Annotated in this window: 16 protein-coding genes; 10 read left to right on the top strand and 6 right to left on the bottom strand. The window is 70.5% G+C overall.

The annotated features are described in order from the left end of the window. Window positions 1-37: 37 nt before the first annotated feature. Window positions 38-2,092 carry a transketolase gene (tkt, locus tag AB8735_RS30640; protein WP_372410801.1) on the bottom strand — a complete coding sequence of 685 codons (2,055 nt, stop codon included), beginning with the start codon at window positions 2,090-2,092 and terminating at the stop codon, window positions 38-40. 673 nt (window positions 2,093-2,765) lie between these two features. On the opposite strand from tkt, the gene AB8735_RS30635 reads away from it, so the two are divergent. Together AB8735_RS30635 and AB8735_RS30630 are read left to right on the top strand one after the other, a co-directional pair. Further along, the gene (locus AB8735_RS30635; RefSeq protein WP_372410798.1) at window positions 2,766-3,983 is read left to right on the top strand and encodes a restriction endonuclease; all 1,218 of its coding nucleotides are present in this window, start codon (window positions 2,766-2,768) and stop codon (window positions 3,981-3,983) included. 120 nt (window positions 3,984-4,103) lie between these two features. Further along, window positions 4,104-7,907: an AAA domain-containing protein gene (locus tag AB8735_RS30630; RefSeq protein WP_372410796.1), complete on the top strand. Its 3,804-nt coding sequence runs from the start codon at window positions 4,104-4,106 to the stop codon at window positions 7,905-7,907. 111 nt (window positions 7,908-8,018) lie between these two features. Here AB8735_RS30630 and AB8735_RS30625 read toward each other — a convergent pair whose 3' ends face one another. Beyond that, window positions 8,019-9,326, bottom strand: coding sequence for a YhgE/Pip domain-containing protein (locus AB8735_RS30625; protein WP_372410793.1), 1,308 nt, complete (start codon window positions 9,324-9,326; stop codon window positions 8,019-8,021). Between the two features lie 131 nt (window positions 9,327-9,457). On the opposite strand from AB8735_RS30625, the gene AB8735_RS30620 reads away from it, so the two are divergent. From AB8735_RS30620 to AB8735_RS30585, 8 genes are all read left to right on the top strand, one after another. After that, the gene (locus tag AB8735_RS30620; protein ID WP_344021865.1) at window positions 9,458-10,123 is read left to right on the top strand and encodes a MerR family transcriptional regulator; all 666 of its coding nucleotides are present in this window, start codon (window positions 9,458-9,460) and stop codon (window positions 10,121-10,123) included. A 60-nt stretch (window positions 10,124-10,183) separates the two neighbouring features. After that, window positions 10,184-11,080: a LysR family transcriptional regulator gene (locus AB8735_RS30615; RefSeq protein ID WP_344021863.1), complete on the top strand. Its 897-nt coding sequence runs from the start codon at window positions 10,184-10,186 to the stop codon at window positions 11,078-11,080. Between the two features lie 238 nt (window positions 11,081-11,318). Next, complete coding sequence (locus AB8735_RS30610; protein WP_372410790.1) at window positions 11,319-12,554, top strand: CaiB/BaiF CoA transferase family protein; 1,236 nt, start codon at window positions 11,319-11,321, stop codon at window positions 12,552-12,554. Next, window positions 12,554-13,315 (top strand): crotonase/enoyl-CoA hydratase family protein, encoded by a 762-nt coding sequence (locus AB8735_RS30605; protein ID WP_372410788.1) that lies wholly within the window; start codon window positions 12,554-12,556, stop codon window positions 13,313-13,315. The genes AB8735_RS30610 and AB8735_RS30605 overlap by 1 nt, the downstream gene beginning before the upstream one ends. Further along, complete coding sequence (locus tag AB8735_RS30600; protein ID WP_372410786.1) at window positions 13,300-14,067, top strand: acetoacetate decarboxylase; 768 nt, start codon at window positions 13,300-13,302, stop codon at window positions 14,065-14,067. Before AB8735_RS30605 ends, AB8735_RS30600 begins: the two co-directional genes overlap by 16 nt. Then, window positions 14,064-15,008, top strand: a complete 945-nt coding sequence (locus AB8735_RS30595) for a 3-hydroxyacyl-CoA dehydrogenase NAD-binding domain-containing protein (RefSeq protein ID WP_372410783.1) — start codon at window positions 14,064-14,066, stop codon at window positions 15,006-15,008. The genes AB8735_RS30600 and AB8735_RS30595 overlap by 4 nt, the downstream gene beginning before the upstream one ends. A gap of 21 nt (window positions 15,009-15,029) precedes the next feature. Continuing rightward, window positions 15,030-16,214, top strand: a complete 1,185-nt coding sequence (locus AB8735_RS30590) for an acyl-CoA dehydrogenase family protein (protein ID WP_372410780.1) — start codon at window positions 15,030-15,032, stop codon at window positions 16,212-16,214. A 90-nt stretch (window positions 16,215-16,304) separates the two neighbouring features. Then, a complete protein-coding gene (locus AB8735_RS30585) occupies window positions 16,305-17,258 on the top strand; it encodes an endonuclease/exonuclease/phosphatase family protein (protein WP_372410778.1) in 954 nt (317 codons plus the stop codon). Window positions 17,259-17,263: 5 nt separating this feature from the next. Here AB8735_RS30585 and AB8735_RS30580 read toward each other — a convergent pair whose 3' ends face one another. The 4 genes from AB8735_RS30580 to AB8735_RS30565 all read right to left on the bottom strand — a co-directional run bounded on the left by AB8735_RS30580 (window position 17,264) and on the right by AB8735_RS30565 (window position 22,839). Continuing rightward, a complete protein-coding gene (locus AB8735_RS30580) occupies window positions 17,264-19,627 on the bottom strand; it encodes an ATP-binding cassette domain-containing protein (RefSeq protein WP_372410777.1) in 2,364 nt (787 codons plus the stop codon). Between the two features lie 57 nt (window positions 19,628-19,684). Continuing rightward, on the bottom strand, window positions 19,685-20,335 hold the full coding sequence (locus AB8735_RS30575; protein ID WP_372410774.1) for a 2'-5' RNA ligase family protein: 651 nt from the start codon (window positions 20,333-20,335) through the stop codon (window positions 19,685-19,687). 83 nt (window positions 20,336-20,418) lie between these two features. Then, window positions 20,419-21,297, bottom strand: a complete 879-nt coding sequence (locus AB8735_RS30570; RefSeq protein ID WP_372410772.1) for an LLM class flavin-dependent oxidoreductase — start codon at window positions 21,295-21,297, stop codon at window positions 20,419-20,421. 195 nt (window positions 21,298-21,492) lie between these two features. Beyond that, window positions 21,493-22,839: a phosphatase PAP2 family protein gene (locus tag AB8735_RS30565; protein ID WP_372410770.1), complete on the bottom strand. Its 1,347-nt coding sequence runs from the start codon at window positions 22,837-22,839 to the stop codon at window positions 21,493-21,495. Between the last annotated feature and the right edge of the window lie 290 nt (window positions 22,840-23,129).

Genomic DNA, 23,129 nt, shown 5'->3' with positions numbered 1-23,129 from the left:
CGTCGCTCCTTCCGCTCGCCCCCGGCCCGGCCGTCCGTCACGACGGGCCGGCCTCCACCAGCTCGCGCGCGGCCCGCGCCACCCGCTCGGGGGTGAACCCGAACCGCGTGAGCAGCTGCTTCAACGGGGCCGAGGCGCCGTAGGTGTTCATGCCGATGACGGTGCCGCGGTCCCCGACGTACCGGTCCCAGCCGAACGTCGACGCCTGCTCGATGCCCACCCGGGCCTTCACCGAGGGCGGCAGCACCTGATCGCGGTACTCCCGGGGCTGGCGGTCGAAGAGTTCCCAGCACGGCATGCTGACGACACGGGCCCCGATGCCGTCGGCGGCCAGCTCCTCCCGGGCGGAGAGGGCCAGATGGACCTCGGACCCGGTGGCGAGCAGGATCACCTGCGGCGCTCCGGAGGGCGCGTCGGCCAGGACGTAGGCGCCGTGCGCGACGCCCGAGGCGGGGCCGAGCACCGAGCGGTCGAGGGTCGGGAGCTTCTGCCGGGACAGGACGAGGGCCGCGGGTTCGTGGTGGAGCCGTGCGACGGCCCGCCAGGTCTCCACCACCTCGCCCGCGTCGGCGGGCCGGAAGACCAGCAGGCCGGGCATCGCCCGCAGCCCGGCGAGCTGTTCGACGGGCTGGTGGGTGGGGCCGTCCTCGCCGACGCCGATGGAGTCGTGGGTGAAGATGTGGATGGCCGGGATCTCCATCAGCGCCGAGAGCCTGATGGCCGCCTTGGCGTAGTCGGAGAAGATCAGGAAGCCGGACCAGTAGGGGCGCAGCTTGACCAGCGCCATGCCGTTGGTGACGGCGGCCGACGCGTGTTCGCGGACGCCGAGGTGGAGGTTGCGGCCCAGGGGGCTGTCCGGCTGGAAGGACCCGGCGCCGCCGAAGGTCAGCAGGGTCTTGGTGGACGGCGCGAGGTCGGCCGAGCCGCCGATGAGCCAGGGCAGGCGCTGCGCCAGGGCGTTGAGCACCTTGCCGGAGGAGTCGCGGGTGGCCAGGCCCTTGGGGTCGGGCGGGAAGTCGGGCAGCAATTGGTCCCATCCGTCCGGCAGTTCGCGGCGCTGGATGAGCTCGGTCTCCTTGGCGAAGGCGGGCCAGGCGGCACGGTAGCCCTCGAAGAGCCGTTCCCAGGAGGCGCGCAGCTCCGCGCCCCGGGCGCCGATCCCCTGCGCGAAGTGCTCCCGGACGCCGTCGGGTACGTAGAAGTCCTGGTCCTCCGGCATGCCGAAGAACCGCTTGGCCGCCCGCACCCCGTCGGGGCCCAGGGGGGAGCCGTGCGCCTCGGGCGAGTCCTCGACGGGCGAGCCGTAGCCGATGTGGCTGTGCACCACGATGAGGGTGGGGCGTTCGGTCTCGGCCCGGAAGGAGTGGAGGGCGCGTTCGACGGCGGCCAGGTCGTTGGCGTCGGCGACGGTCGTCACGTTCCAGCCGTACGCCAGGAAGCGGGCGGCGACGTCCTCGGTGAAGGTGATGTCGGTGTGGCCCTCGATGGTGATCCGGTTGGAGTCGTAGATCCAGCAGAGGTTGGCCAGCCTGTGGTGCCCGGCCAGGGACGCGGCCTCCGAGGCGACGCCCTCCATCATGCAGCCGTCGCCGGCGAGCGCGTAGACGTCGAAGTCGAAGAGGGAGAAGCCCGGTTGGTTGTAGCGCGCGGCCAGCCAGCGGCCGGCCAGGGCCATCCCGACGGACGTGGCGACGCCCTGGCCCAGCGGCCCGGTCGTCGTCTCGACGCCGCTGGTCCAGCGGTACTCCGGGTGCCCCGGGCACCGCGAGTCCAGCTGCCGGAAGGTCTTGAGGTCGTCCAGCGTCACCGCGGGCCGCCCCAGCACCTCGTAGTCCGGGTCGACCGCCCGGACCCCCGCCAGGTGCAGCAGCGACCACAGCAGCGTCGAGGCGTGCCCCTCGGAGAGCACGAAGCGGTCCCGGTTGGGCCAGATCGGATCGGCCGGGTCGAACCGCAGGAACTTCTGCCACAGCGTGTACGCGACCGGCGCGATCCCCATCGGCGTACCCGGGTGCCCGGACTCCGCCTGCTCGACGGCGTCCACGCACAGGCAGCGGACGGTGTTGACGGCGAGGGTGTCCAGCTCGGCCATGGGCGTCCCCGGACTCTGGTAGGGGCATGGACCCCTCCAGTAGACGCCGTGGGGCGGGGGGCCGCATCCCGGGGCGGTGCCGGCGCCCGGACACCGCCGCACGGGATCGGCCATCAGTCCTCCTCATCAGCCGCTTGTTGCCACAGGCATCTGCCAGAGTGGCCGCAGCGATTGATCACAGAACCAGGGCTGGGACGGTGCGGCATCACCGAGGGGAGCGGTTGCCCACTGGCGCTCGTGCCCGGGGAGAATATGCCGGCGACTCACGGCGAGTCCGCGCATGGGGAGGGATCCGATGGCTCAGCGTCGGAACAGCTGGTACAGCGAACACCAGCGACAGCAGCAGGCGGCGCTACGTGCCGAGAGGCAGCAGGCCCAGCAGGTCGAACGGGAGCGGAGGGCTGCCGAGGCGGAACGCAAACGCCGGGAGCGCGAACGCAAGGCCGCTCACGAGCAGAGCCGGGTGAAGCTCGCCGGTACGCGCACCACCGGAGTCGAGCACCAAGTCGAGCAGCTCAACCAGGTGCTGCGGGATTCCCTGGTGTCCGATCCACCGGTCTCCTTCGAGCGGCTGCGCCGGGCACACACACCGGCGGCACTGGACGAGCGCCCGTGGTCCCACCCCGAACCCACCCCCCGTTGGGAAGACTTCGCCCCGAAGGAACCGCGCGGCTTGTCCGCTCTGTTGGGGATCGGCAGGAAACGGTACGAATCCGAGGTGGCCGCAGGCCGGGAGCGATTTGCCGAAGCCCAGGAGACGCACCGTCGTTCCGAGGAGCAGCGCAGGGGAACCCTGGAAAGGAAACGGACCGAACACCGGAAGAAGGAGCGGCAGGCCCTCCGCGAAGTCGAGGAGCACAATGAGGCTCTCGACCGGCGAATGAAGGACTACCGGGCTGGGGAGGCAGAAGCCGTCGAATGGTTCCTCGGACAGGCGCTCAACACCTCGGCGTACCCGAAGGGCTTTCCCCGGAAGCACCGCATCGCGTTCCGCCCGGCCACAGGTGACCTGCTGGTCGAGATGCAACTCCCCTCGGAGGACGCGGTTCCGAGTGTCCGGGGATACAAGTACGTCAAGTCCCGGGACGAGATCACGCCCATCCCCCGGCCGGAGAAGGAACGCAAGGAGCTGTACGCGTCGCTGCTCGCGCAGATGACGCTCCGGACCGTCCACGAGATCTTCTCGAGCGACCGGGACAAAGTGGTCAACGGCGTGACTCTCAACGGTCATGTCACCGCCGTTGACCGGGCCACCGGTCACAAGGTCTCCCCCTGCCTGGTGACAGTGAGCACGAGTCGAGAGGAATTCGGCGGGCTGCGGCTGAGCCAAGTGGAACCGGCCGCTTGTCTCACGCGCCTCAATGCCCTGGTGTCACCGAACCCGTACGATCTCGAACCGGTCCGCCCCATCATCGAGTTCGATCTGAGCAAGTACAGGCTCATGGACAGCATGGACGTCGTCGCGGATCTCGACAGCAGGCCCGTGTTGGTCAAGCTCACACCAACGGAATTCGAGCACCTCATCCGGCAGCTCTTCGAAGCCATCGGCATGGAGGCGTGGAACACCCAGGCGTCGAAGGACGAGGGAGTGGATGCCGTGGCCGTCAGCAAGGACCCGGTGTTCAACGGTGAATGCATCATTCAGGCCAAGCGGTACAGCAAGCTTGTGGGTGTTGAATCCGTCCAGGCCCTGGCCGGTGTCGTGGAGCACAAACGGGCTGCGAAGGGTGTCCTCATCACCACCTCGTGGTTCGGCAGGGCGAGCCACAACTTCGCCCGCCAGCACGGCAGGTTGCAGCTGATCGAGGGTCCGGAGCTCAAGTACCTCATCAAGGAGCACCTGGGCAAGGACGTCATCCCCGGACCGGTGCCGCCCAAACGGCGTTCCTGACCACGGAGTCACGGAAGAAGAGCTGGCGAGCCGCCTCCGGAGAGCCACTCCCCGGCTAGAGTGGATCTCCGCCGGCGGTCACCGGCACTTCCGTCGAGGATCGCACGAGGGGCGGTCGGCGTGGTCCAGCAGCAGTCCGTACACCACAGCACAGCACGGCTTCTCCAGTACTGGCGTGCTGTCGAGCTGTTCAGTCCGCCGCAGCTCCCGAAACCGCCCCGAAACGGTGCCCGGATGTCCGCGCGGGAATGGGTGCAGCAACTCGATGTACGCCCTGGACAGCCTTGGCCGCTACTTCCGTGGGAGCCTGGTCACCCCCTGCAGCGTGAAGCCATCGACACGGCCAAGGAGGCCTGGCGCCACACGGTCTACGGCGGCGTGTTCCCTCTGTCACAGGTTCGGAAAGCGCTTGAGGAGTCGTTCGGCGGAGAAAACGAGGAGGACTACGGCGGCGCACGGCAGCTCGGTGAGACCTCCGTCTTCGCGATCACCGTCGACGACCGTGGCGTACTCCTGGACGGCACCACGGCCTTCTCCAGTTGTGCCTGGGCAACGGGGCGGATACACGACCCCGGGCCGGCCGATCCCAGCTGGCTGGACGGCTTCGAGGATGCCGAGAAGGCGTGGACCGAGGCCCTCGCTCTCCTGACCAACCACCACATCCCCTATGGCGAGCCATCCGTCACCTCTGTCCCGCCAGGAACTGCCTCCCGGATCGACGACACGACCTTCGGCCCGGCGGATACTGGATCGGCACCGACCTCGGCCCACGGCTGGCGGGCCATCGTCCGCGAGATCCTCGGTGGCGCCGCGGTGGGTGCCCTGGGAGCCCTGATAGGAGACTTCGGAGCCGGCATCGTGGCCGGGGCGCTCACCCCGATCGGCCGCCGGATCGTCCAGAACGTCCAGGAGACCCGTACCGCTCGGTCCGGGCCGAATGCCACGACGGCCAGTGCTTCGAGCCCGACGCACATACCTCCGGTGTCCACTCCGGACACCGACGGAGACCAGGACGCGTCCACCACACCGGCAGCGGAGTCTCCGTCCCGGCCCGTATCGCTTCCCGACCTCGTCGCCTTCGCCGCGCACGTGGCGGAGATGTGCGGGGTGACCGGTCTGCTGTCACCGGCAAGCATCAGGATCCACAGCCACCGGGTACGCCGGCGCAAGGACGGCACGTTGCCCGATGCCGATCCGGCTTTTCTCAACAGCCTTCTGCCAAAAGACCTCGAGCGCGTCTCCGAGAGCGCCGAAGCGGGATATGGCGACGCGCTGTCCGCCTACCTGGCCGATGGGCGTACAGTGCGGCACCAGGATCGTGTCGACGTACGCAGGGCACCACAGACGGTGCTGGAGAGTGTCACTCCGGACGAACTCCCTCTGGGCCGATGGCCATCCCGCAATGACCGGCCCCTGGCACTGAGCCAGCAGTTCTCGGTGAATCGCATCGTCGCGCAACTCGGTCCTGCCTCCGGCCTGTTCTCGGTGAACGGTCCCCCGGGTACCGGCAAGACCACCATGCTCCGTGACCTGATCGCGTCGGTGGTGGTCGAGCGCGCCAAGGAACTGGCCTCCCTGGAAAACCCAGACAAGGCGTTCGGTGGCCGGATCACCTGGCAGCGCGACGGACAGAACCTCAGCGTAAGGAAGCCATGGGCGAACCTGACCGGCCATGAAATCGTCATCGCTTCCTCCAACAACGGTGCCGTGGAGAACATCACCGCGGAACTTCCGTCGCTTTCCGCGCTGGAAGGCGCCTGGCCCGAAGAAGCCTCGTATTTCCTGGACCAGGCCGTCGCACTGCTGGACGGAGCACCGGCTTGGGGCGCCATAGCCGCGCCCCTGGGCAGAGCGGACAAACGCAAGGAATTCCTGGCACGCTACTGGTGGGGTGACAAACCAGAGGACGATCTCCGCCTGAGGGGCCGGACGCCCTCGCGGTCGGCGGCACCCCGGAACCATCGCGGTTCCACGAAGAAACGGGCCAAGCAACCAGGTATGCAGTATGTGCTGCAGGCGTTGGAGAAGGGCACCCCGCTCCTCGACCCGCCGGCCCGGAAGCGTTTTCCCCAGGAGGAGACGGCCCAGCCCTTGCCCGTGTCCGCCGGGACAACGGCAGTGGCCGGCTGGGCCGAAGCGAAGACGGCGTTCGTGCGGGCGCTGCGTACCGCGGAGACCATGAGGGCCGAACGGAGCCTCGTCTGGTCCTCCTTGCGCGACATGGACAGTCTGCTCTCCCGCCTGGGCGAGGCCGAGCGAGCGGAAGCACAGACGCGCTCCCGCCACGAGGAGTCGGTGGAACGGGCCAGCAGAGCCCTGGCGGAACTCGAAGCAGCCCAGGGGGAATCGCACATCGCCCGGAGCCTGCTGCGAGAACACCGTGAGGGCCATCGGCCCGGTCGTTGGCCCAGCTTCATGGGGCGGGCGTTCCGTGAGTGGCAGAGCGTCGAGAATCAGCTGCAGACGCGGTCCGAGTGGGCAGACGCCGCGGTCCTGCTGTGTCAAGAGGCCTTCACCGTGGCGGAGCGGGCTCGGTCCCAGGCCGAGGCCGCCCACCGCGAGGCACAGAACGAAACGGCGTACGCGGCACGAGGATTGCGCGCCGCCCGACAGGCGCTGGCCCGGGCGCGCTCCGACTGGCCGCAGCACCTCCCCGAGGGCTGGGAGGATCTCACCGATGAACAACGAGAACTCTCCGCACCCTGGTCGGACGCGGCGTTCTGCGCCGCCCGTACGCGAGTGTTCCTGGCCGCCTTGAATCTACACAAGGCCTTCGCCGTGTCACAGGCGGCAGCGATCCGGGGGAATCTGCGTCACCTCAAGGAGACGTTCGCCGGCGTCGTACCCGGCGATGCGGCATTGGCCGTCTGGCAGACGCTTTTCCTGATCCTGCCCGTGGTATCCACCACCTTCGCCTCCTGCGGCCGGCTTTTCGCACCCCTCGGCCGGGAGGCGATGGGCTGGCTCCTGGTGGACGAGGCGGGCCAGGCGACGCCACAGGCCGCGGTGGGTGCCCTGTGGCGTGCCAGACGAGCGGTCCTCGTCGGCGACCCGCTGCAACTGGAGCCGGTCGTGCCCCTGCCGGTGTCCGTACAGGAACGGCTGCGGTCATCCTTCGGAGTCATGGACGAATGGGTCCCGTCGAAGACCTCGGCGCAGCGGGTGGCGGATCGCGTGAACCGCTGGGGCACGCAGGTGGAGCACCGAAGGGCCGACGGGGAAAGGGAGTCGGTCTGGGTCGGATCCCCTCTGCGGGTGCACCGGCGTTGTGAGCGGACGATCTTCGCGTTGAGCAATGACATCGCCTACGACGGCCTCATGGTGTACGGCACCAAGGAGGAGCCTTTTCCCGGGCCTCGCTGTGCCGAGTGCGTACGGACCGGCCGGGAGGGGTGCCGTGCGTGTGTCTATCCCCTGAGCTGTTGGGTGGACGTGACACCGGGAGAGACCAGTGGCAAGTGGGTGCTGGAGGAGGGCGAGGCCTTGGCGGGCGTCCTGTCCCGGCTCAACGGCGAGTGGCGCGTCGGCCTCGACCGGATACGCGTTCTGAGTCCGTTCCGCGAGGTCGTCGAGGGGTGTTCCCGGACCGTGCGGGGCATGAGGCTGGAGGCTCATGACAAGGAGGTAGCGACGTTCGTGTCCCAGAACATCGGCACCGTGCACACCATGCAGGGCAAGCAGTCGGATGTCGTCATCCTTGTACTGGGAACACACCCCCGCCAAGGAGCCCGGGCGCGGGAGTGGGCGGCCGCCGCACCGAACCTCCTCAATGTGGCGGTGAGTCGTGCGAAACGGCGCTTGTTCGTCATAGGGCACCGGGAGAGCTGGGCCCGGGAACCGTACTTCGCGCTGCTGGCGGACTCCGCACGGCTGCCGCGCCACCCGTGGCCGGGGCATGGCGGCAGCCATTCAGGGCGGCTCTGACGCGTCACGTCGGTTACGGCCATTCATCGGCAGTTCCGGTTGTCCCGGATACGCGGAAGCGCCCATCCGCCAACGGCGGATGGGCGCTTCCGGTCCGGCGACAGCCCGGCCTCAGACGGCCGCGGTCTCCGGCTCCACCTCGATGGACTTCGCCGAGCTCGGGACGCGGTGCAGTCCCTTGCGGTCGTAGAAGCGGGTGATGCCGAAGCCGAAGAGCACGGCGACGACGAGGGCGATGCCCAGGGAGACCCAGGCGCGGGTCAGGCCGGCGTCGGCCTGGGCGTCGTAGTAGAGGATCGAGCGCAGACCGCCGGTGATCTGCCGCAGCGGCTCGAACTCCGAGAGCAGGCGGAAGAAGTCGGGCAGCGCCTGCAGCGGCACGGTCGAACCGGAGGACGGGACGGCCATGGCGACGAAGACGATCGTCGAGAGCAGCATGCCCGGGGTGCCGAAGGCGCGCAGCAGGGCCAGGGCGCCGATGCCGACGACGGCGATGGTGGCCACGGAGTAGACCCACAGCAGGCCGAGGTGGGAGGCGTCCATGCCGAGGATGCCGACCGTGGCGAGCTCGACCAGGGAGCCCATGACCACGGAGAGGCCGACCATGAGCACGGAGTCGATGGCCAGGGTGCGCACGCGGCTCGTGTGGCGCAGGGGGTTGCGCTGGCGGAACGGGCCGTAGTCGGTGTGCAGGTAGCCGAGGAAGGTGTCGACCTGGGAGATCAGCGCGTTGGCGCCGAGCATGCCGCAGACGACCAGGACCAGGGCGTAGTAGAAGGCGCTCAGGCCCATGGCGCTGTGGGTGCCGAGCGGGTGGCCGTCGGCGACCTGCACGCTCACGGGGTCGGCGAGCATCAGCTGGGCGGCCGGGGCGAGCTTGGCGCCCTGGGCGTTCGCCTGCTTGAGAAGCTCCTTGCCGAGCTGGGCGGAGGAGGCGTGGGCGGCCTTCTGCGTCGCCTGGCTCGCCATGGACGAGCCGAAGCTGCCGGCCGACTGGTTGGTCAGCACGGTGATCGTCGGCCGGACGGCCTTCGTCTGCTGCGGGCTGATCAGTCCGGCCAGCGAGGCGGTGAAGTTCTCCGGCACGACGATCGCGCCGAAGAGCTTGCCCTGGCCGAGCTTCTTGTCGGCCTCGTCCTTGCCGAGGACCTGCCAGTCGAAGCTGTCGTTGCCCTCGGCGGACTTCTTGACCCCGGAGACGACCTGGTCACCGGCGTTGAGGCGCTTGCCCTTGGCGACGACGGCACCCTTGTCCTCGTTCACCAGCGCGACGGGCAGATCGCGCAGATGGCCCTTGGGGTTGACGTTGCCGCCCACGTAGAGCAGGGAGAACAGAGCGGCGATCACCGCGAGGATGAGGCCCGAGCCGATCCACAGCCGCGGGCTGCGGAGCGCGGAGGTGGGCTGAGGGGAAGGCATGAATGCTCCGGTTCGATCACACAGAGTAACTAGATATTGAAGGTATCCAGTGCTAGATAGTGACAGTATCTGGCGGGGGTGTCCAATCGCGACCGCGGGGTACCCGGCCACCACACCGACGAGGAAGCCGCATGAAGATCTCGGAGCTCAGCCGCACCACCGGCGTGCCGGTCGCCAGCATCAAGTACTTCCGTCGTGAAGGCCTGCTGCCGGCCGGCCGGGCGACGGCCGCCACGCTGGCCGAGTACGGGGACGAGCACGTCCAGCGCCTGCGGCTGATCAAGGCTCTGACCACCACGGGCGGCCTGTCCATCGCCGCCGCCCGCGACGTCCTGACCGCGGTCGACCGGTCGGACAGCACCGACGGCACCCTCAAGGCCATCAGCTACGCCCTGCCGGTGCCCGTCACCCAGTCCCCGGGCGCCGACGCGGAGGAGGAGACGGAGGCCGCGACCGCCGCGCGGGCGGACGTGGCCGGTCTGATCGCGGCCATGGACTGGCAGGTGCCCGACACCTCCCCGCACGTCCAGGGGCTGGCCGTCGCACTGCAGGAGCTCCGCCGCCTCGACGCCGACTACCGCCCCGAACGCCTCGTCGCCTACGCGGAGCTGGCCCGCTCCATCGCCCGCCTGGACCTGGAGCGCGCCGCCGCCCTCGAGGACTCGCCGAGCCTGGCCGAGCAGGCGGTCGTCGTCCTGGCCCTCTCCGGCCCGATGCTCGAACTGCTGCGCCGCCTGGCCCAGGAGGACCAGGTCCGCCGCCGGACGACGTTCGAGGACGACGACACCCCCGCATAGCGCCCGACACCCCCGCGTAGCGCCCGGCACCCCCCTGGGGCGTCCGGCTAGGGTGCGCCGATGGAGATCTTCCATCTGCGCTACTTCGTGGCGGTCGCCGAGAATCTCAGCTTCTCCCGCGCGGCACGTCAACTGCACATGGCCACTTCGCCGTTGAGCCAGCGGATAAGGGACCTGGAGCGCGAGCTCGGTCAGCGGCTCTTCGACCGGGACTCGCACCACGTGGCACTGACCCGCGCCGGCGCGGCGCTGCTGCCCGTCGCGAAGGACGTCCTCGGCCGGTTCGACGACATCCCCTGGCAGCTGCGCCGGGCCCTGGGGCCCGAGCGGCAGACGGCGTACGTGGGCGTGGTGCCGGTCCTGCACCCGCTGCTCAAGGAGCGGCTCGCGCGGGTCGAGGAGCGCTGCGCCGGGGAGTTCGACGTCAAGCGCTGGCCCGGGAACAGCGCGAACCTCGTGAGCGCCGTCCAGCGCGGCGACCTGGCCATGGCCCTGGTGCACCTGCCCGTGCACGCCGAGGGGATCGAGGTGCTGGAGCTGCTGCGCGAGCCGCTGGGCGCGCTGCTGCCGGCCGCCGAATTCGGTGGGCGGACATCGGTGTCCCTCAGTGAGCTCACCGACCACACCTATGTGACGTCGGCGCCCGGCACGCTCCCGACCTATTTCGACCAGCTCAAAGTGCGCCTGAAGGCCGCGGGAATCCATAAGGAGCTCACGCTCAATATCGGTGATTACGCCAGCGTGCGCGAGATCGTGGCGAACGGCTCGGTGTTCGGAATGACCTTACTCAACGCGGGACGCGGCGACGGCGACGGACGGGACGCGAGCGTCGTGCTGCCGTTCCGGGACTTCTCGCCCGCCCTGGCGACCGGGCTCGTCTGGCGCCGGGACCGGGCCGAGCCGGACGGCGACCTGCACACCCTGATCAGGGAGGCGGGGGCCGAGTTCGCCCCCTGACCCCCCTGACCGGCTCGTGAACCGATTCCGGAAACGGCGTGACCACTGCGGTCACGCCGTTTTTCGCGCATCGGTGTCACTGATCGCTTGGGTTCCCCCACCGCACCGGACTAGCGTTTTCCATGCGCCCCGGGAATTCCCGGGAATGCCCCGGACAAGGGCACGCACTCCCTTTCCCGACGCACTCCCCTTCCCGGCGCACCCTCTTTCCCGTCCCGTTTTCCGTACTGGAGTGGTGATGGAATTCGCAGCAGAAACAGCAGAAGCCGCAGAAGCCGCAGCAGAAACAGACGCACCGGCCGGCCCCCTGGCCGGAGTCCGCGTCATCGACATGGCCACCGTCGTGATGGGCCCCTACGCCGCGCAGATCCTCGGCGACCTCGGCGCCGACGTCATCAAGATCGAGTCGCCGAAGGACACCGTCCGGGTCGGCGCGCTGCACCGCACGCCCGGCATGACGCCCCTCAACCTCAACGTCAACCGCAACAAGCGCAGCGTGACGCTCGACCTCAAGGACGAGGGCGAACGCGCCAGGGCCCTGGAGCTGATCAGCACCGCCGACATCCTGATCACCAATATGCGCATCGACGCCCTGCGCCGCCTCGGCATGGACCACGACAGCCTCGCCCCGTCCCACCCCCGCCTCGTCCACGTCCACGCCCAGGGCTTCCGCCCGGACTCCGACCGGGCCCGGCTGGCCGCGTACGACGAGACGGTGCAGGCCGCGTCCGGCCTGCTGGACCTGGCGCAGCGCGCGGGCGACGTCGGGGCGCCGGTCGTGCTGCCGAGCATCTTCGCCGACAAGGTCGCCGCGCTGACGATCGTCTACGCGGCGCTGGCCGCCCTCGTCCACCAGCGCGCGACCGGGCGGGGCCAGCGGGTCGAAGTGCCCATGGCGGACACGCTGTTGGCGTTCAACCTGGTCGAGCACCTGCAGGGGCGGATCTTCGAGCCGCCGATGGGCCCGACCGGCTTCCCGCTGTCCATGAACAAGGGACACCGGGCCCGGCCGACCAAGGACGGCCTGGCGATGATCATTCCGTACGGCCCGCAGAACTTCCGCGACCTGTTCGCGGCGGCGGGCCGCCCCGACCTGGCCGAGGATCCGCGCGTCAACGGCGAGTTCATCGACGCGGCGCGGGACGGCGAGGCCCTCGCCGAGCTGCTGGAGACGGTCACGCCGCTCCTGACCACGGAGGAGTGGACGGAGGTGTGCACCAAGCACAGCATCCCCGTCGGCCCCGTGCTGCGGCTCGACGACGCCCCCGAGGACCCGTACGTCCGCGCGGGCCATCTGCTGGACGTGGCCGAGCACCCGAGCGAGGGCGCGTACCGGGTGGTCGGCATACCGCTGGCCTTCTCCGCCACCCCCGCCTCGGTGCGGCGGCACGCGCCGCTGCCCGGCCAGCACACGGAGGAAGTGCTCGCCGAGCTCGACCGCGAGGCCGCGCCCAACTGCAAGGAGGTGCGCTGATGAGCGGCGTCCGGACGGAAACCACCGGCGGCACCCTCGTCGTCACCCTCGACCGGCCGCGGGCCCGCAACGCCGTGGACGCCGAGGTGGCCCTGGGCATCGCCGCGGCCGTCGACCGGCTGGAGTCCGACCCCGCGCTGCGGGTGGGCGTCCTCACCGGCGCGGAGGGCACCTTCTGTGCGGGCATGGACCTCAAGGCAGCCGCCCGCGGCGAGCAGGTCACCGTGCCCGGCAAGGGCTTCGCCGGGCTCGTCGAGGCGCGTACGGCCAAGCCGCTGATCGCGGCCGTCGAGGGCCACGCCCTGGGCGGCGGCTTCGAACTGGCCCTGGCCTGCGACCTGGTGGTCGCCGCCGAGGGCGCCCGCTTCGCCCTCCCCGAGGTCCGACGCGGACTGATCGCCGGTGGCGGCGGAGTCGTACGGCTCCCCCGGCGCATCCCCCACCACCTGGCGATGGAGCTGCTGCTGACCGGACGGACGGTCACGGCCGCACGCGCCCGGGAGCTGGGTGTCGTCAACCGGCTGACCCCCGACGGCGGGGCGCTGCCGGCCGCGCTGGAGCTCGCCGAGGAGATCGCGGCCAACGCGCCGCTGGCCCTGGCCGCGGTGAAGCGGACCGTGCGACTCGCGGACGGCGCACCGGAGTCCGAGGCGTTCGCCGCCCAGGCCGCCGAGGTCGGCGCGCTGCTGCGCTCGGCCGACTTCGCCGAGGGCGTCCGCGCCTTCGCCGAGAAGCGCGCGCCGGAATGGAGCGGACGGTGAACCGCGCACAGATCCTGACCACCGTCAACACGCCGGCCACAGCGCCCGCTTACGCCCCCGTGGCGGTCCGTTTCACCGACCGCGAGTACCTCAGCATCGTCTACCGCACCGACCCCGAGGCACTGCGGGCCGTGGTGCCCGAGCCGCTGCGCATCGACCCCGCCGAACCGCTGGTGCGCTTCGAGGTGATGAAGATGGGCGACGTCACGGCCTACGGCCCGTACGTCGAGGCCGGGCAGGCGATCCCGGTGCGCTTCGGGGACGAGCGCGGCGAGTACCTGCACGCGATGTACCTGGACAGCTTCGCCGCCACCGCCGCGGGCCGGGAGGTGAGCGCCTACCCGAAGGCGATGGGCACGCCCGCCCTGCACGCCGAACACGCCGCGCTGGTCGGGACGCTGGACTGCGGGAGCGTACGGGTGGCCACCGCGACGATGGGCTACAAGCAGCGGCCGCTCGACCCGGAGCTCGCCCGCGAGCAGATCTCCGTGCCCACGTACATGCTCAAGACCGTTCCCGGCTACGACGGCACCCCGCGCGTCTGCGAACTCGTCCGGACGCGGATCACCGATCCGGTGATCAAGGAGTCCTATGCCGGGCCCGCGCGGCTGCAGCTCTTCGCGCACGTCCTGGCGCCGCTGGCGGACCTGCCGGTGCGCGGGATCGTCTCGGCCTCCCACATCGTCACCGATCTCACCCTGGACCCGGTCGTCCCGGTCCACGACTACCTGACCGAGGAGGACGCGTCATGACCTCCGATGAGCAGAAAGCCGCTGTCGTCGGCGCCGGCACCATCGGCCTCGCATGGGCCGCGCTCTTCGCCTCGTACGGAATCGAGGTGACCGTCACCGATCCGCGCGAGGACCTGGACAAGGCCGTCGACGAGGCCCTGCCGATGCTCGCCGCCGGACTGCCCGGCAGCGACGCGGCACGGCTGCGCGCCCGCATCCGCACCACCCCCGACCTGGCCTCGGCGGTGGCCGGAGCCCGGATCGTGCAGGAGAACGGCCCGGAGAAACTGGAGTTCAAGCAGCGGCTGTTCGCCGACATCGCCCGGCACGCCCCGGCCGACGCGCTGCTGGCCACCTCCAGCTCCGGGATCGTCGCCTCGCGGATCGCCGCGGAACTGCCGGACGAGGTGGCCGCGCGGCTGCTCGTGGCGCACCCCTTCAACCCGCCGCACATCGTGCCGCTCGTGGAGATCGTGCCGGGCGAGCGCACCGCGGAGGACGTCGTCGAGGCGGCCGTCGCCTTCTACCGGGCCCTCGGCAAGGCACCCGTACGGCTGCACAAGGAAGTTCCCGGGTTCGCGGCCAACCGGCTGCAGAGCGCGGTGCTCCAGGAAGCCATCCACCTCGTCCTCGACGGCGTGGTGGACGCGGGGGAGCTCGACACGGTGATGAAGGCGTCGCTGGGCGGCCGTTACGCCGCCGTCGGCCCCTTCGAGAGCTTCCACCTCGGCGGCGGCCCCGGCGGCATCCGGCACATGATGCGGCACCTGGGCCCCGGCCTCGCCGAGGGCTGGCAGCGCCTCGGCCACCCGGAGCTGGACGACGCCGCCGTCGCCACCGTCGTCGGCCAGACCGAGGCCGCGTACGGGACCGGCCCCGGGGCGTACCGGGAGCGCGCCCTGCTCCGCGACCGCAAACAGCTCGCCCTGGACGCCGCGCTGCGCGACATCGACCACGGCTGAATCACCTACGGAGGAGCCACCATGCCCAAGCCCGCCAACCCCACCCCCGACTTCTTCGGCTTCGCCGAGCTGCTCAGCGAGGCCGAACGGGCCGAACTGGCCACCATTCGCGACTATTTGGAGAGCGAGATCAAGCCGCTGGCGCAGACCGCCTGGGACCGGGCGGAATTCCCCTCCATCGCGGTCGAGAAGATGGCCAAGCTCCGGCTGGCCGGATACGCCTACCCCGAATTCGGCGACGGCCGCCCGCGCAGCGAACTGTTCTCCGGCTTCCTCAACCTGGAACTCAACCGCGTCGACCCCTCGTTGGCGGTCTTCTCCGGCGTCCACACCGGTCTGGCCATGGGCAGCATCCACGGCGGCGGCAGCCCGGAGCAGCGCGAGCGCTGGCTGCCGGACATGGCCGCGATGGAGAAGATCGGCGCCTTCGCCCTGACCGAGCCCGAGGGCGGCTCCGACGTCGCGGGCGGCATGCGCACCACCGCCCGGCGCGAGGGCGACACCTGGATCCTCGACGGCGCCAAGCGCTGGATCGGCAACGGCACCTTCGCCGACCTCGTCGTGGTCTGGGCGCGCGATACGGCCGACGGCAACGTCAAGGGCTTCGTGGTGGAGAAGGGCACGCCCGGTTTCACCGCCACGAAGATCGAGGGCAAGATCGCGCTGCGGACCGTGCAGAACGCCGACCTCGTCCTCGACGGGGTGCGGGTCCCCGAGGCCGACCGCCTGCAGCGCATCGACAGCTTCCGCGACACGGCCGCCGTCCTGGCCCACACCCGGGGCGGGGTGGCCTGGCAGGCCCTGGGCATCGCGGTGCGCGCCTACGAGCTGGCCCGCGAATACGCCGTCAGTCGCGTGCAGTTCGGCCGGCCCATCGGCTCCTTCCAGCTGGTCCAGGACCTTCTGGTGAAGATGCTGGGCAACGTCACCGCCATGTTCGGCATGGTCGTCCGGCTCAACCAGCTGGTCGCCGCCGGCCGGGGCGGCGCCGAACAGGCCGCGCTCGCCAAGGCGTTCACCACCGCCCGGATGCGCGAGTGCGTCGCCTGGGCCCGCGAGCTCTTCGGCGGCAACGGCATCGTCCTCGACTACGAGATCGCCAAGTTCTTCGCCGACGCCGAGGCCGTCTACTCCTTCGAGGGCTCCCGGGAGATGAACACGCTCATCGTCGGCAAGGCCGTCACCGGCCACAGCGCCTTCGTGTGACGGACGCGGCCGGGTGAGGAGGCGTCCCCCCCTCACCCGGCCGGTCCATCTGGGCGGGCGACGCGGTCCGACGCTCCCGAAACTGACCGTATGACAGTCATCGGCACCTGGAACCTGGAGAACCTGTTTCGTTTCGGGGAGAAGTTCGGCCCCAAGACGAAGGCGGAGTACGAGGCCAAGATCAAGGGGATCGCCGCGACCGTCAACAGGCTCTCCCCCGACCTCCTCGGAATCCAGGAGATCGGCAACCTCGACGCCCTGGCGGACGTGGTCGGCCTGCTGGACGGGGACTGGCACACGGCGCACTCCCGGCACGCCGACCCTCGGGGCATCTTCGTCGGATTCCTCAGCCGGCTGCCCCTGACGGTCGTCAAGGACACCGCGGTCCTGCCCAAACCCCTGAGCTCGGTGCAGACCGAGGACGACGGCTCGTCGTCCGGCACGATGAGCCGCGGCGGACTGGCCGTCGAGGTGGAGCCGAAGCCCGGGCACACCCTCCGGGTCGCCGTGTGCCACCTCAAGTCCAAGCTCCTGACCTTCCCGCCCCCGCCGGACGCGCGCCACTTCCCGCACGACGAGGGCGAGCGCGCCCGCTGCACCGCCTACGCGCTGTTCCGGCGGGGCGCCGAGGCCGTCGCCATGCGGCACCTGGCCGACGAACTCCTCCAGGGCGACGGACGCAAGCACGACCTGGCGGTCCTGGGCGACTTCAACGACGGCCCCACCGCCGCCACCACCCAGATCCTCTACGGCCCTCCCGGCTCCCACATCGGGACCGGCGGCTTCGACCGGCCGGACGACGGCGACAGGGCACGGCTGTGGAACCTGGCCCCGCTGATCAAGAAGGACGCGGTCTCCCGCGTCTTCGAGGGACAGCCCGAACTGATCGACCACATCCTGGTGAGCCACGCCCTGCTCCCCCGGGTCAAGAAGGTCTTCACGGGAGCCCTGGAACCCCTCCCGGACATCACCGAGGACCCGGCCGAGCGGCGCGGCAAACCCGTCTCCGACCACGCACCCGTCCTGGCCGAACTCGCGTACTGAGGAGTTCAGTTGCCCACGTAGGCCGCGAGGTGCTCGCCCGTGAGGGTCGAACGGGCGGCGACGAGGTCGGCGGGCGTCCCCTCGAAGACGATCCGGCCGCCGTCGTGGCCGGCGCCGGGACCGAGGTCGACGATCCAGTCGGCGTGCGCCATGACGGCCGGGTGGTGCTCGACGACGATGACCGACTTGCCGGAGTCGACGAGCCGGTCGAGCAGTCCGAGCAACTGCTCGACGTCGGCGAGGTGGAGGCCGGTGGTCGGCTCGTCGAGAAGGTAGACGCCGCCCTTGTCGGCCATGTGGGCGGCCAGCTTGAGCCGTTGGCGCTCGCCGCCGGACAGCGTGGTGAGCGGCTGGCCGAGGCCGAGGTAGCCGAGTCCGACGTCGGCGAGCCGTCCCAGGATCCGGTGGGCCGCCGGAGTGCGCGCCTCGCCGGAGCCGAAGAACTCCTCGGCCTCGGTCACCGACATGGCGAGCACCTCGCTGATGTCGCGGCCGCCGAGGCGGTACTCCAGGACCGCCGCGTCGAACCGCCTGCCCTCGCACTCCTCGCAGGTGAGGGCGGTGCCGGCCATCATCGCCAGGTCCGTGTAGACGACGCCGGCGCCGTTGCACGTCGGGCAGGCGCCCTCGGAATTGGCGCTGAACAGTGCCGGCTTCACGCCGTTGGCCTTCGCGAAGGCCTTGCGGACCGGGTCGAACAGCCCGGTGTACGTCGCCGGGTTGCTCCGCCGGGAGCCGCGGATCGGGCCCTGGCCGACGGACACCACGCCCTCGCCGGCGGGAACGGACCCGTGCAGGAGCGAGCTCTTGCCGGAGCCCGCCACGCCGGTGACGACGGTGAGCACACCGAGCGGGATGTCCACGTCGACGTTGCGGAGGTTGTGCGTGGTGGCGCCGCGGATCGCCAGCTTGCCGGTGGCCGCGCGCACCGTCTCCTTGAGGGCGGTCCGGTCGTCGAGGTGGCGGCCGGTGACGGTGCCGCTCCTGCGCAGCCCCTCGACGGTGCCTTCGAAGCAGACGGTGCCGCCCGCCGCACCGGCGCCGGGGCCGAGGTCGACGACGTGGTCGGCGATCGCGATCGTCTGCGGCTTGTGCTCCACGACGAGCACCGTGTTGCCCTTGTCCCGCAGCCTCAGCAGCAGGTCGTTCATCCGCCCGATGTCATGGGGGTGCAGGCCGGTGGTGGGCTCGTCGAAGACGTACGTCACATCGGTGAGCGAGGATCCGAGGTGGCGGACCATCCTGACGCGCTGGGCCTCGCCGCCCGAGAGCGTGCCCGCCGGGCGGTCGAGCGAGAGGTAGCCGAGGCCGATCTCCGTGAACGAGTCGAGGCTGTGCCGCAGTTGGGCGAGCAGCGGCGCCACCGAGGGCTCGTCGAGGCCGCGGATCCACTCGGCGAGGTCGCTGACCTGCATCGCGCAGGCGTCGGCGATGCTGATCCCCTCGATCCTCGACGACCGGGCGCCCTCGCTGAGCCGGGTGCCGTCGCACTCGGGGCAGACCTCGGACGTCGTCGCCCGCTCCACGAACGCGCGGACGTGCGGCTGGAGGGCGTCGACGTCCTTGGACAGCATCGACTTCCGGATCTTCGGGATCAGCCCCTCGTAGGTGAGGTTGACGCCCTCGACCTTGATCTTGGTCGGCTCCCGGTGGAGCAGGTCGTGCAGTTCCCTCTTGGTGTACTTCCGGATCGGCTTGTCCGGGTCGAAGAAGCCGCAGCCGGTGAAGATGCGGCCGTACCAGCCGTCCATGCTGTAGCCGGGGATCGTCAGCGCGCCCTCGGAGAGCGACTTGGAGTCGTCGTAGAGCTGGGTGAGGTCGATGTCGGAGACCGCGCCCCGGCCCTCGCAGCGCGGGCACATGCCGCCGGTGCGGGAGTAGGTCGCCTTCACCGCCTTCCTGGTGCCGACGGCGATGGCGCCGCTGCCCCGGACCGAGGCGGTGTTGAAGGAGTACGCGCTGGGCGGGCCGATGTGCGGCGTGCCGAGCCGGCTGAACAGGATGCGCAGCAGCGCGTTGGCGTCGGTGGCGGTGCCGACCGTGGAGCGGGGGTCGGCCCCCATCCGCTGCTGGTCGACGATGATCGCGGTGGTGAGCCCGTCGAGGACGTCGGCCTCGGGCCGGGCGAGCGCCGGCATGAAGCCCTGGACGAAGGCGCTGTAGGTCTCGTTGACCATCCGCTGCGACTCGGCCGCGATCGTGTCGAACACCAGCGAGCTCTTGCCCGAGCCGGAGACGCCGGTGAACACCGTCAGCCGGCGCTTGGGGATCTCGACGGCGACGTCCTTGAGGTTGTTCTCGCGCGCGCCGTGCACGCGGATCAGGTCGTGGCTGTCGGCGGCGTGCGGCACGTCGGTCCTGCTGCTCATGGTGGCTCCGTCCCCGTCGTGAGGGCGGGACCACTGCGCGGCCCCGGTCCTCCGAGCCTACGTCCCGTGCTCCCCGTACTCCCCACGCTCCCCGTGCTCCCCGTGCTCCCCGTGCTCCGGCACCCGGCGGACCCCGCCCGTCCCCAGCGTGATCACGGCCCTGGGCCGCATCGGTCCCTCGCCGCGCCGGGAGAGCAGGACCACCTCCCCGACCACCGCCGACAGCGCTCCGAGCCGGGCGGCGCACTCGGCGGCCAGCCCCTCCGGGTCCCGGGTGCGGCCGAGGGACAGATGCGGGGTGAAGCGGCCGCCGCGCCCCCGGCAGAGCGGGAACCCCAGCCCCAGCGCCCGCTGGAGCCGGGCCCAGGGCGCCGGGTCCGCCGCGGCCGGATCGAGCCACACCGTCGCGTAGTGCCGGTGCCGGAAGTACCGCACGCCGGCCAGGCGCGCCGTGAACGCCGCACTCCCGGCCGCCCCGGCGGCGAGCAGCGGCACGGCCCGCGCGAACTCCTCCTCCGGCACGAAGCCGAACAGCAGGTTCACATGCGGGGGCCACCGCCGCACCTGCGGATCGTGCTCCCACCGGATGTCCTGGATCAGCGGCCACAGCCCGTCCGGCGGCAGCCACGCCACTGCCGTCCGCGCCGTGGGCTCGACCGCGAGCACGCCCTCCGGCACGGCCCCGCCGAGATCCGCGTACCTGCCCATACGGCCATGGTCGGTGCCGCGTCCGCACCGGTCCACATCACCGGTCCGGTATCGCTGGTCCGCATCGCCGGAGGGCGGCGCCGTCAGCGGGCGGCCAGGGCCTCGCGTACGGCGGGGGCGACCTCCCCTGCGAACAGCGCGAGTTGACGTTCGTGGTCGTCATCGGGCCAGTACACGAAGGCGTTCATCCCGAAGTCCCGCACCAGGCCGGTGATCTGCTCGATCCACTGCCGCACGGTGCCCCGGAAGGGCGTACCGGAATCGGCGGTGCCGATCAGGCCGTTGAGGTTGTAGACCTTGCGCAGACGGGCGGGGTCGCGGCCGGCCTCCCGGGCGGCGTCGTCGACGCGGGCGACGGCGTCCTTGAGGCGGTCGAGAGGGAGGAACCCGAGCGAGGGCATCCAGCCGTCGGCCCTGGCGCCGGTCATCCGCAGGGTGCGGGGGCCGTAGGCGCCGAGCCAGATCCCCAGGTCCGGACCGGCGGGCGGCCCGGGATGCAGCCCCTTGACCCGGTAGTACGCACCCTCGAAGCGCACCGAACGTTCATCGCTCCACACCGCGCGGATCACGTCGATCGCCTCGTCGAGGGCGTCGACGGCCTGGCCGGGGGTGCGGCGGGGGCCGCCCATGGCGGCGATGGCGTCCCACAGCGCCCCGGCCCCCAGCCCGAGCTGGAGCCGGCCCCCGGACAGGCGGTGCAGACTGCTCGCCGACTTGGCGAGGATCGCCGGGGGCCGCAGGGGGAGGTTGGCCACGGTGGGCACCAGGGTGACGCGTTCGGTCGCCGCCGCGAGGTAGCCGATCAGCGTCCAGGTGTCGTAGAAGGCGGACTGATAAGGGTGGTCCTGCACGGTGAGCAGGTCCAGACCCGCGGCGTCCATCCGGCGCGCGAGCCGCACCGGCTGCTGGGCGTCGGCCCAGGTGGGATCGATGTTCGCGCCGAGGAGTACGGGCAGCGTCATGGGGTGTCTCCCTTCACGTGCTTCACGCGGGAACGGCGGGGCCACGGCCGTCCGGGGCCGCCGCCGGAGCCATGAAACCCCAACCGGGCCGCCCTTGTGCCGGGTGCGGGGCACGGATCGTGCCGTGACCGCACCCGGAGCACGTACGAGCACCGGAGCACGTACGAGCACCGGAGCCCTCGACCGCCCGCCGCCTCACACCAGTTCGGGCTGTGGTTCCGGCTGCCGCACCGGTACGGCCTTCGACTCCCACTGTCTGGTGGTCCGTACGTAGCCGTAGATCACCGATGCCGTCGCCAGCAGCAGAAGCGGCCCGAACACCCAGGGATATTCGGCCATTTCCATCGGCAGATAGCGATACGACACCAGAAGCGCGGTGAATATCGTTGCACCGTAGGCGACTATCCACGTCCCCGACCGGTCCCAGCCGCGCGCGAGCGAGCGCAGACCCGCCTCGATCGTGAGCGTGAACACCACACCGGCGATGATGTCGGTGCCGTAGTGGTAGCCGAAGCCCAGCGTGGCGCCGAGCGTGGCGATCAGCCAGAACGTCCCCGCGTACCGCAGCAGTCGGGGGCCCTTGCGGGAATGGATGAAGATCGCGGTGGCCCATGCCGTGTGCAGGCTGGGCATGCAGTTGCGCGGGGTGGTCCCGTTGAACAGCATCTCGTGAGGAACGTCGGTCGGCGACGGCGTGTTCGGCCACAGGTCGGCCACCGCCCAGTGCCCGCCGTCGGCGCCGTAGGCGAAGATCGGCCCGACCACCGGGAAGATCATGTAGATGCCCGGGCCGAGGAGGCCGATCACCAGGAAGGTGCGCACCAGATGGTGGCTCGGGAAGCGGCGCTCGGCCGCCACGTTGCGCAGCTGGTACAGCGTGACGGCGACCGCGGCCACCGCGAGCTGGATGTAGACCCAGTCGAGGAGATGGGTGCCGATCGGAGCGGTGGCCTCGACGATCCGGCCCGCCAGCCACGACGGGTTGCCCAGCGCGTGATCGGCGACCGCCACGTACTGGTCGAGCACCGTGGGGCGGGTCTTCGACGTGATCAGCAGCCAGGTGTCACCGACCTTCCGGCCGGCCACCAGCAACAGGCCCAGCCCGACGCCCTTCAGCAGCAGGGCGCGCTCCCGGCCGGTGCGGCGCGTGAGGGCGATGACCGCACAGCCCAGCATCACCCACAGCGCGCCGTTGCCGAAGGGGTGGCCGTAGCCGGGGGTCATCTTGGCGTCGACGGCCCATCGGACCACGAAGAAGACGACGTCGATGCCGATCGCGACACCGGCCGCGACGAACCGTTCCCGCCAGGTGAGCACCACCATCATCAGCGCCATGCTGGCGTACAGCAGCGGCCCTGATTTGGGGGCGAATATCACCTCTTTTGCCTGATTGGTGAGAGGCCCCGGTAGACCGTAGTGACGTGCGGTCATCTCCAACGCGATAAAGAATCCGAGGGCCACCACACCCACCACGGCCCACAATATCGCCCACGGTCGGCGCCCTGCGGAGAGCGTCGTTCTGCCGGTTATTCGCGAAAACACCCGCGATGTTTTAGATATCAATTACTTGGCCGATTTGTTTTGTTTAGTTGACGGGTTCGCTCTTCGTGCTGGACGTGCGGCTTTCGATCAAGGGCGGGCGACAGGAGGGCCACCACAAGTTCGAACATGCTAGCGGTGCGGGTGGGGTCCGCCGGTCCCGGGTGGCGCGAAGGCCGGCCGATGCGGCGCTCGACTCCCGACACCCGGTGGGCATCGAGAGTGCCATGAGTTGCCCGCCGCATCCGATTCCCGCGGCCCCGAAGCCCTTGAGGACGTTGACGGTTGACACG

The organism is Streptomyces luteireticuli (assembly GCF_041519305.1).
In the GTDB taxonomy this organism is placed as follows: Bacteria; Actinomycetota; Actinomycetes; order Streptomycetales; family Streptomycetaceae; genus Streptomyces; species Streptomyces luteireticuli.
The sequence above is the reverse complement of the archived record's forward strand: the minus strand, read 5'-3'. Positions and strand labels throughout refer to the sequence as shown.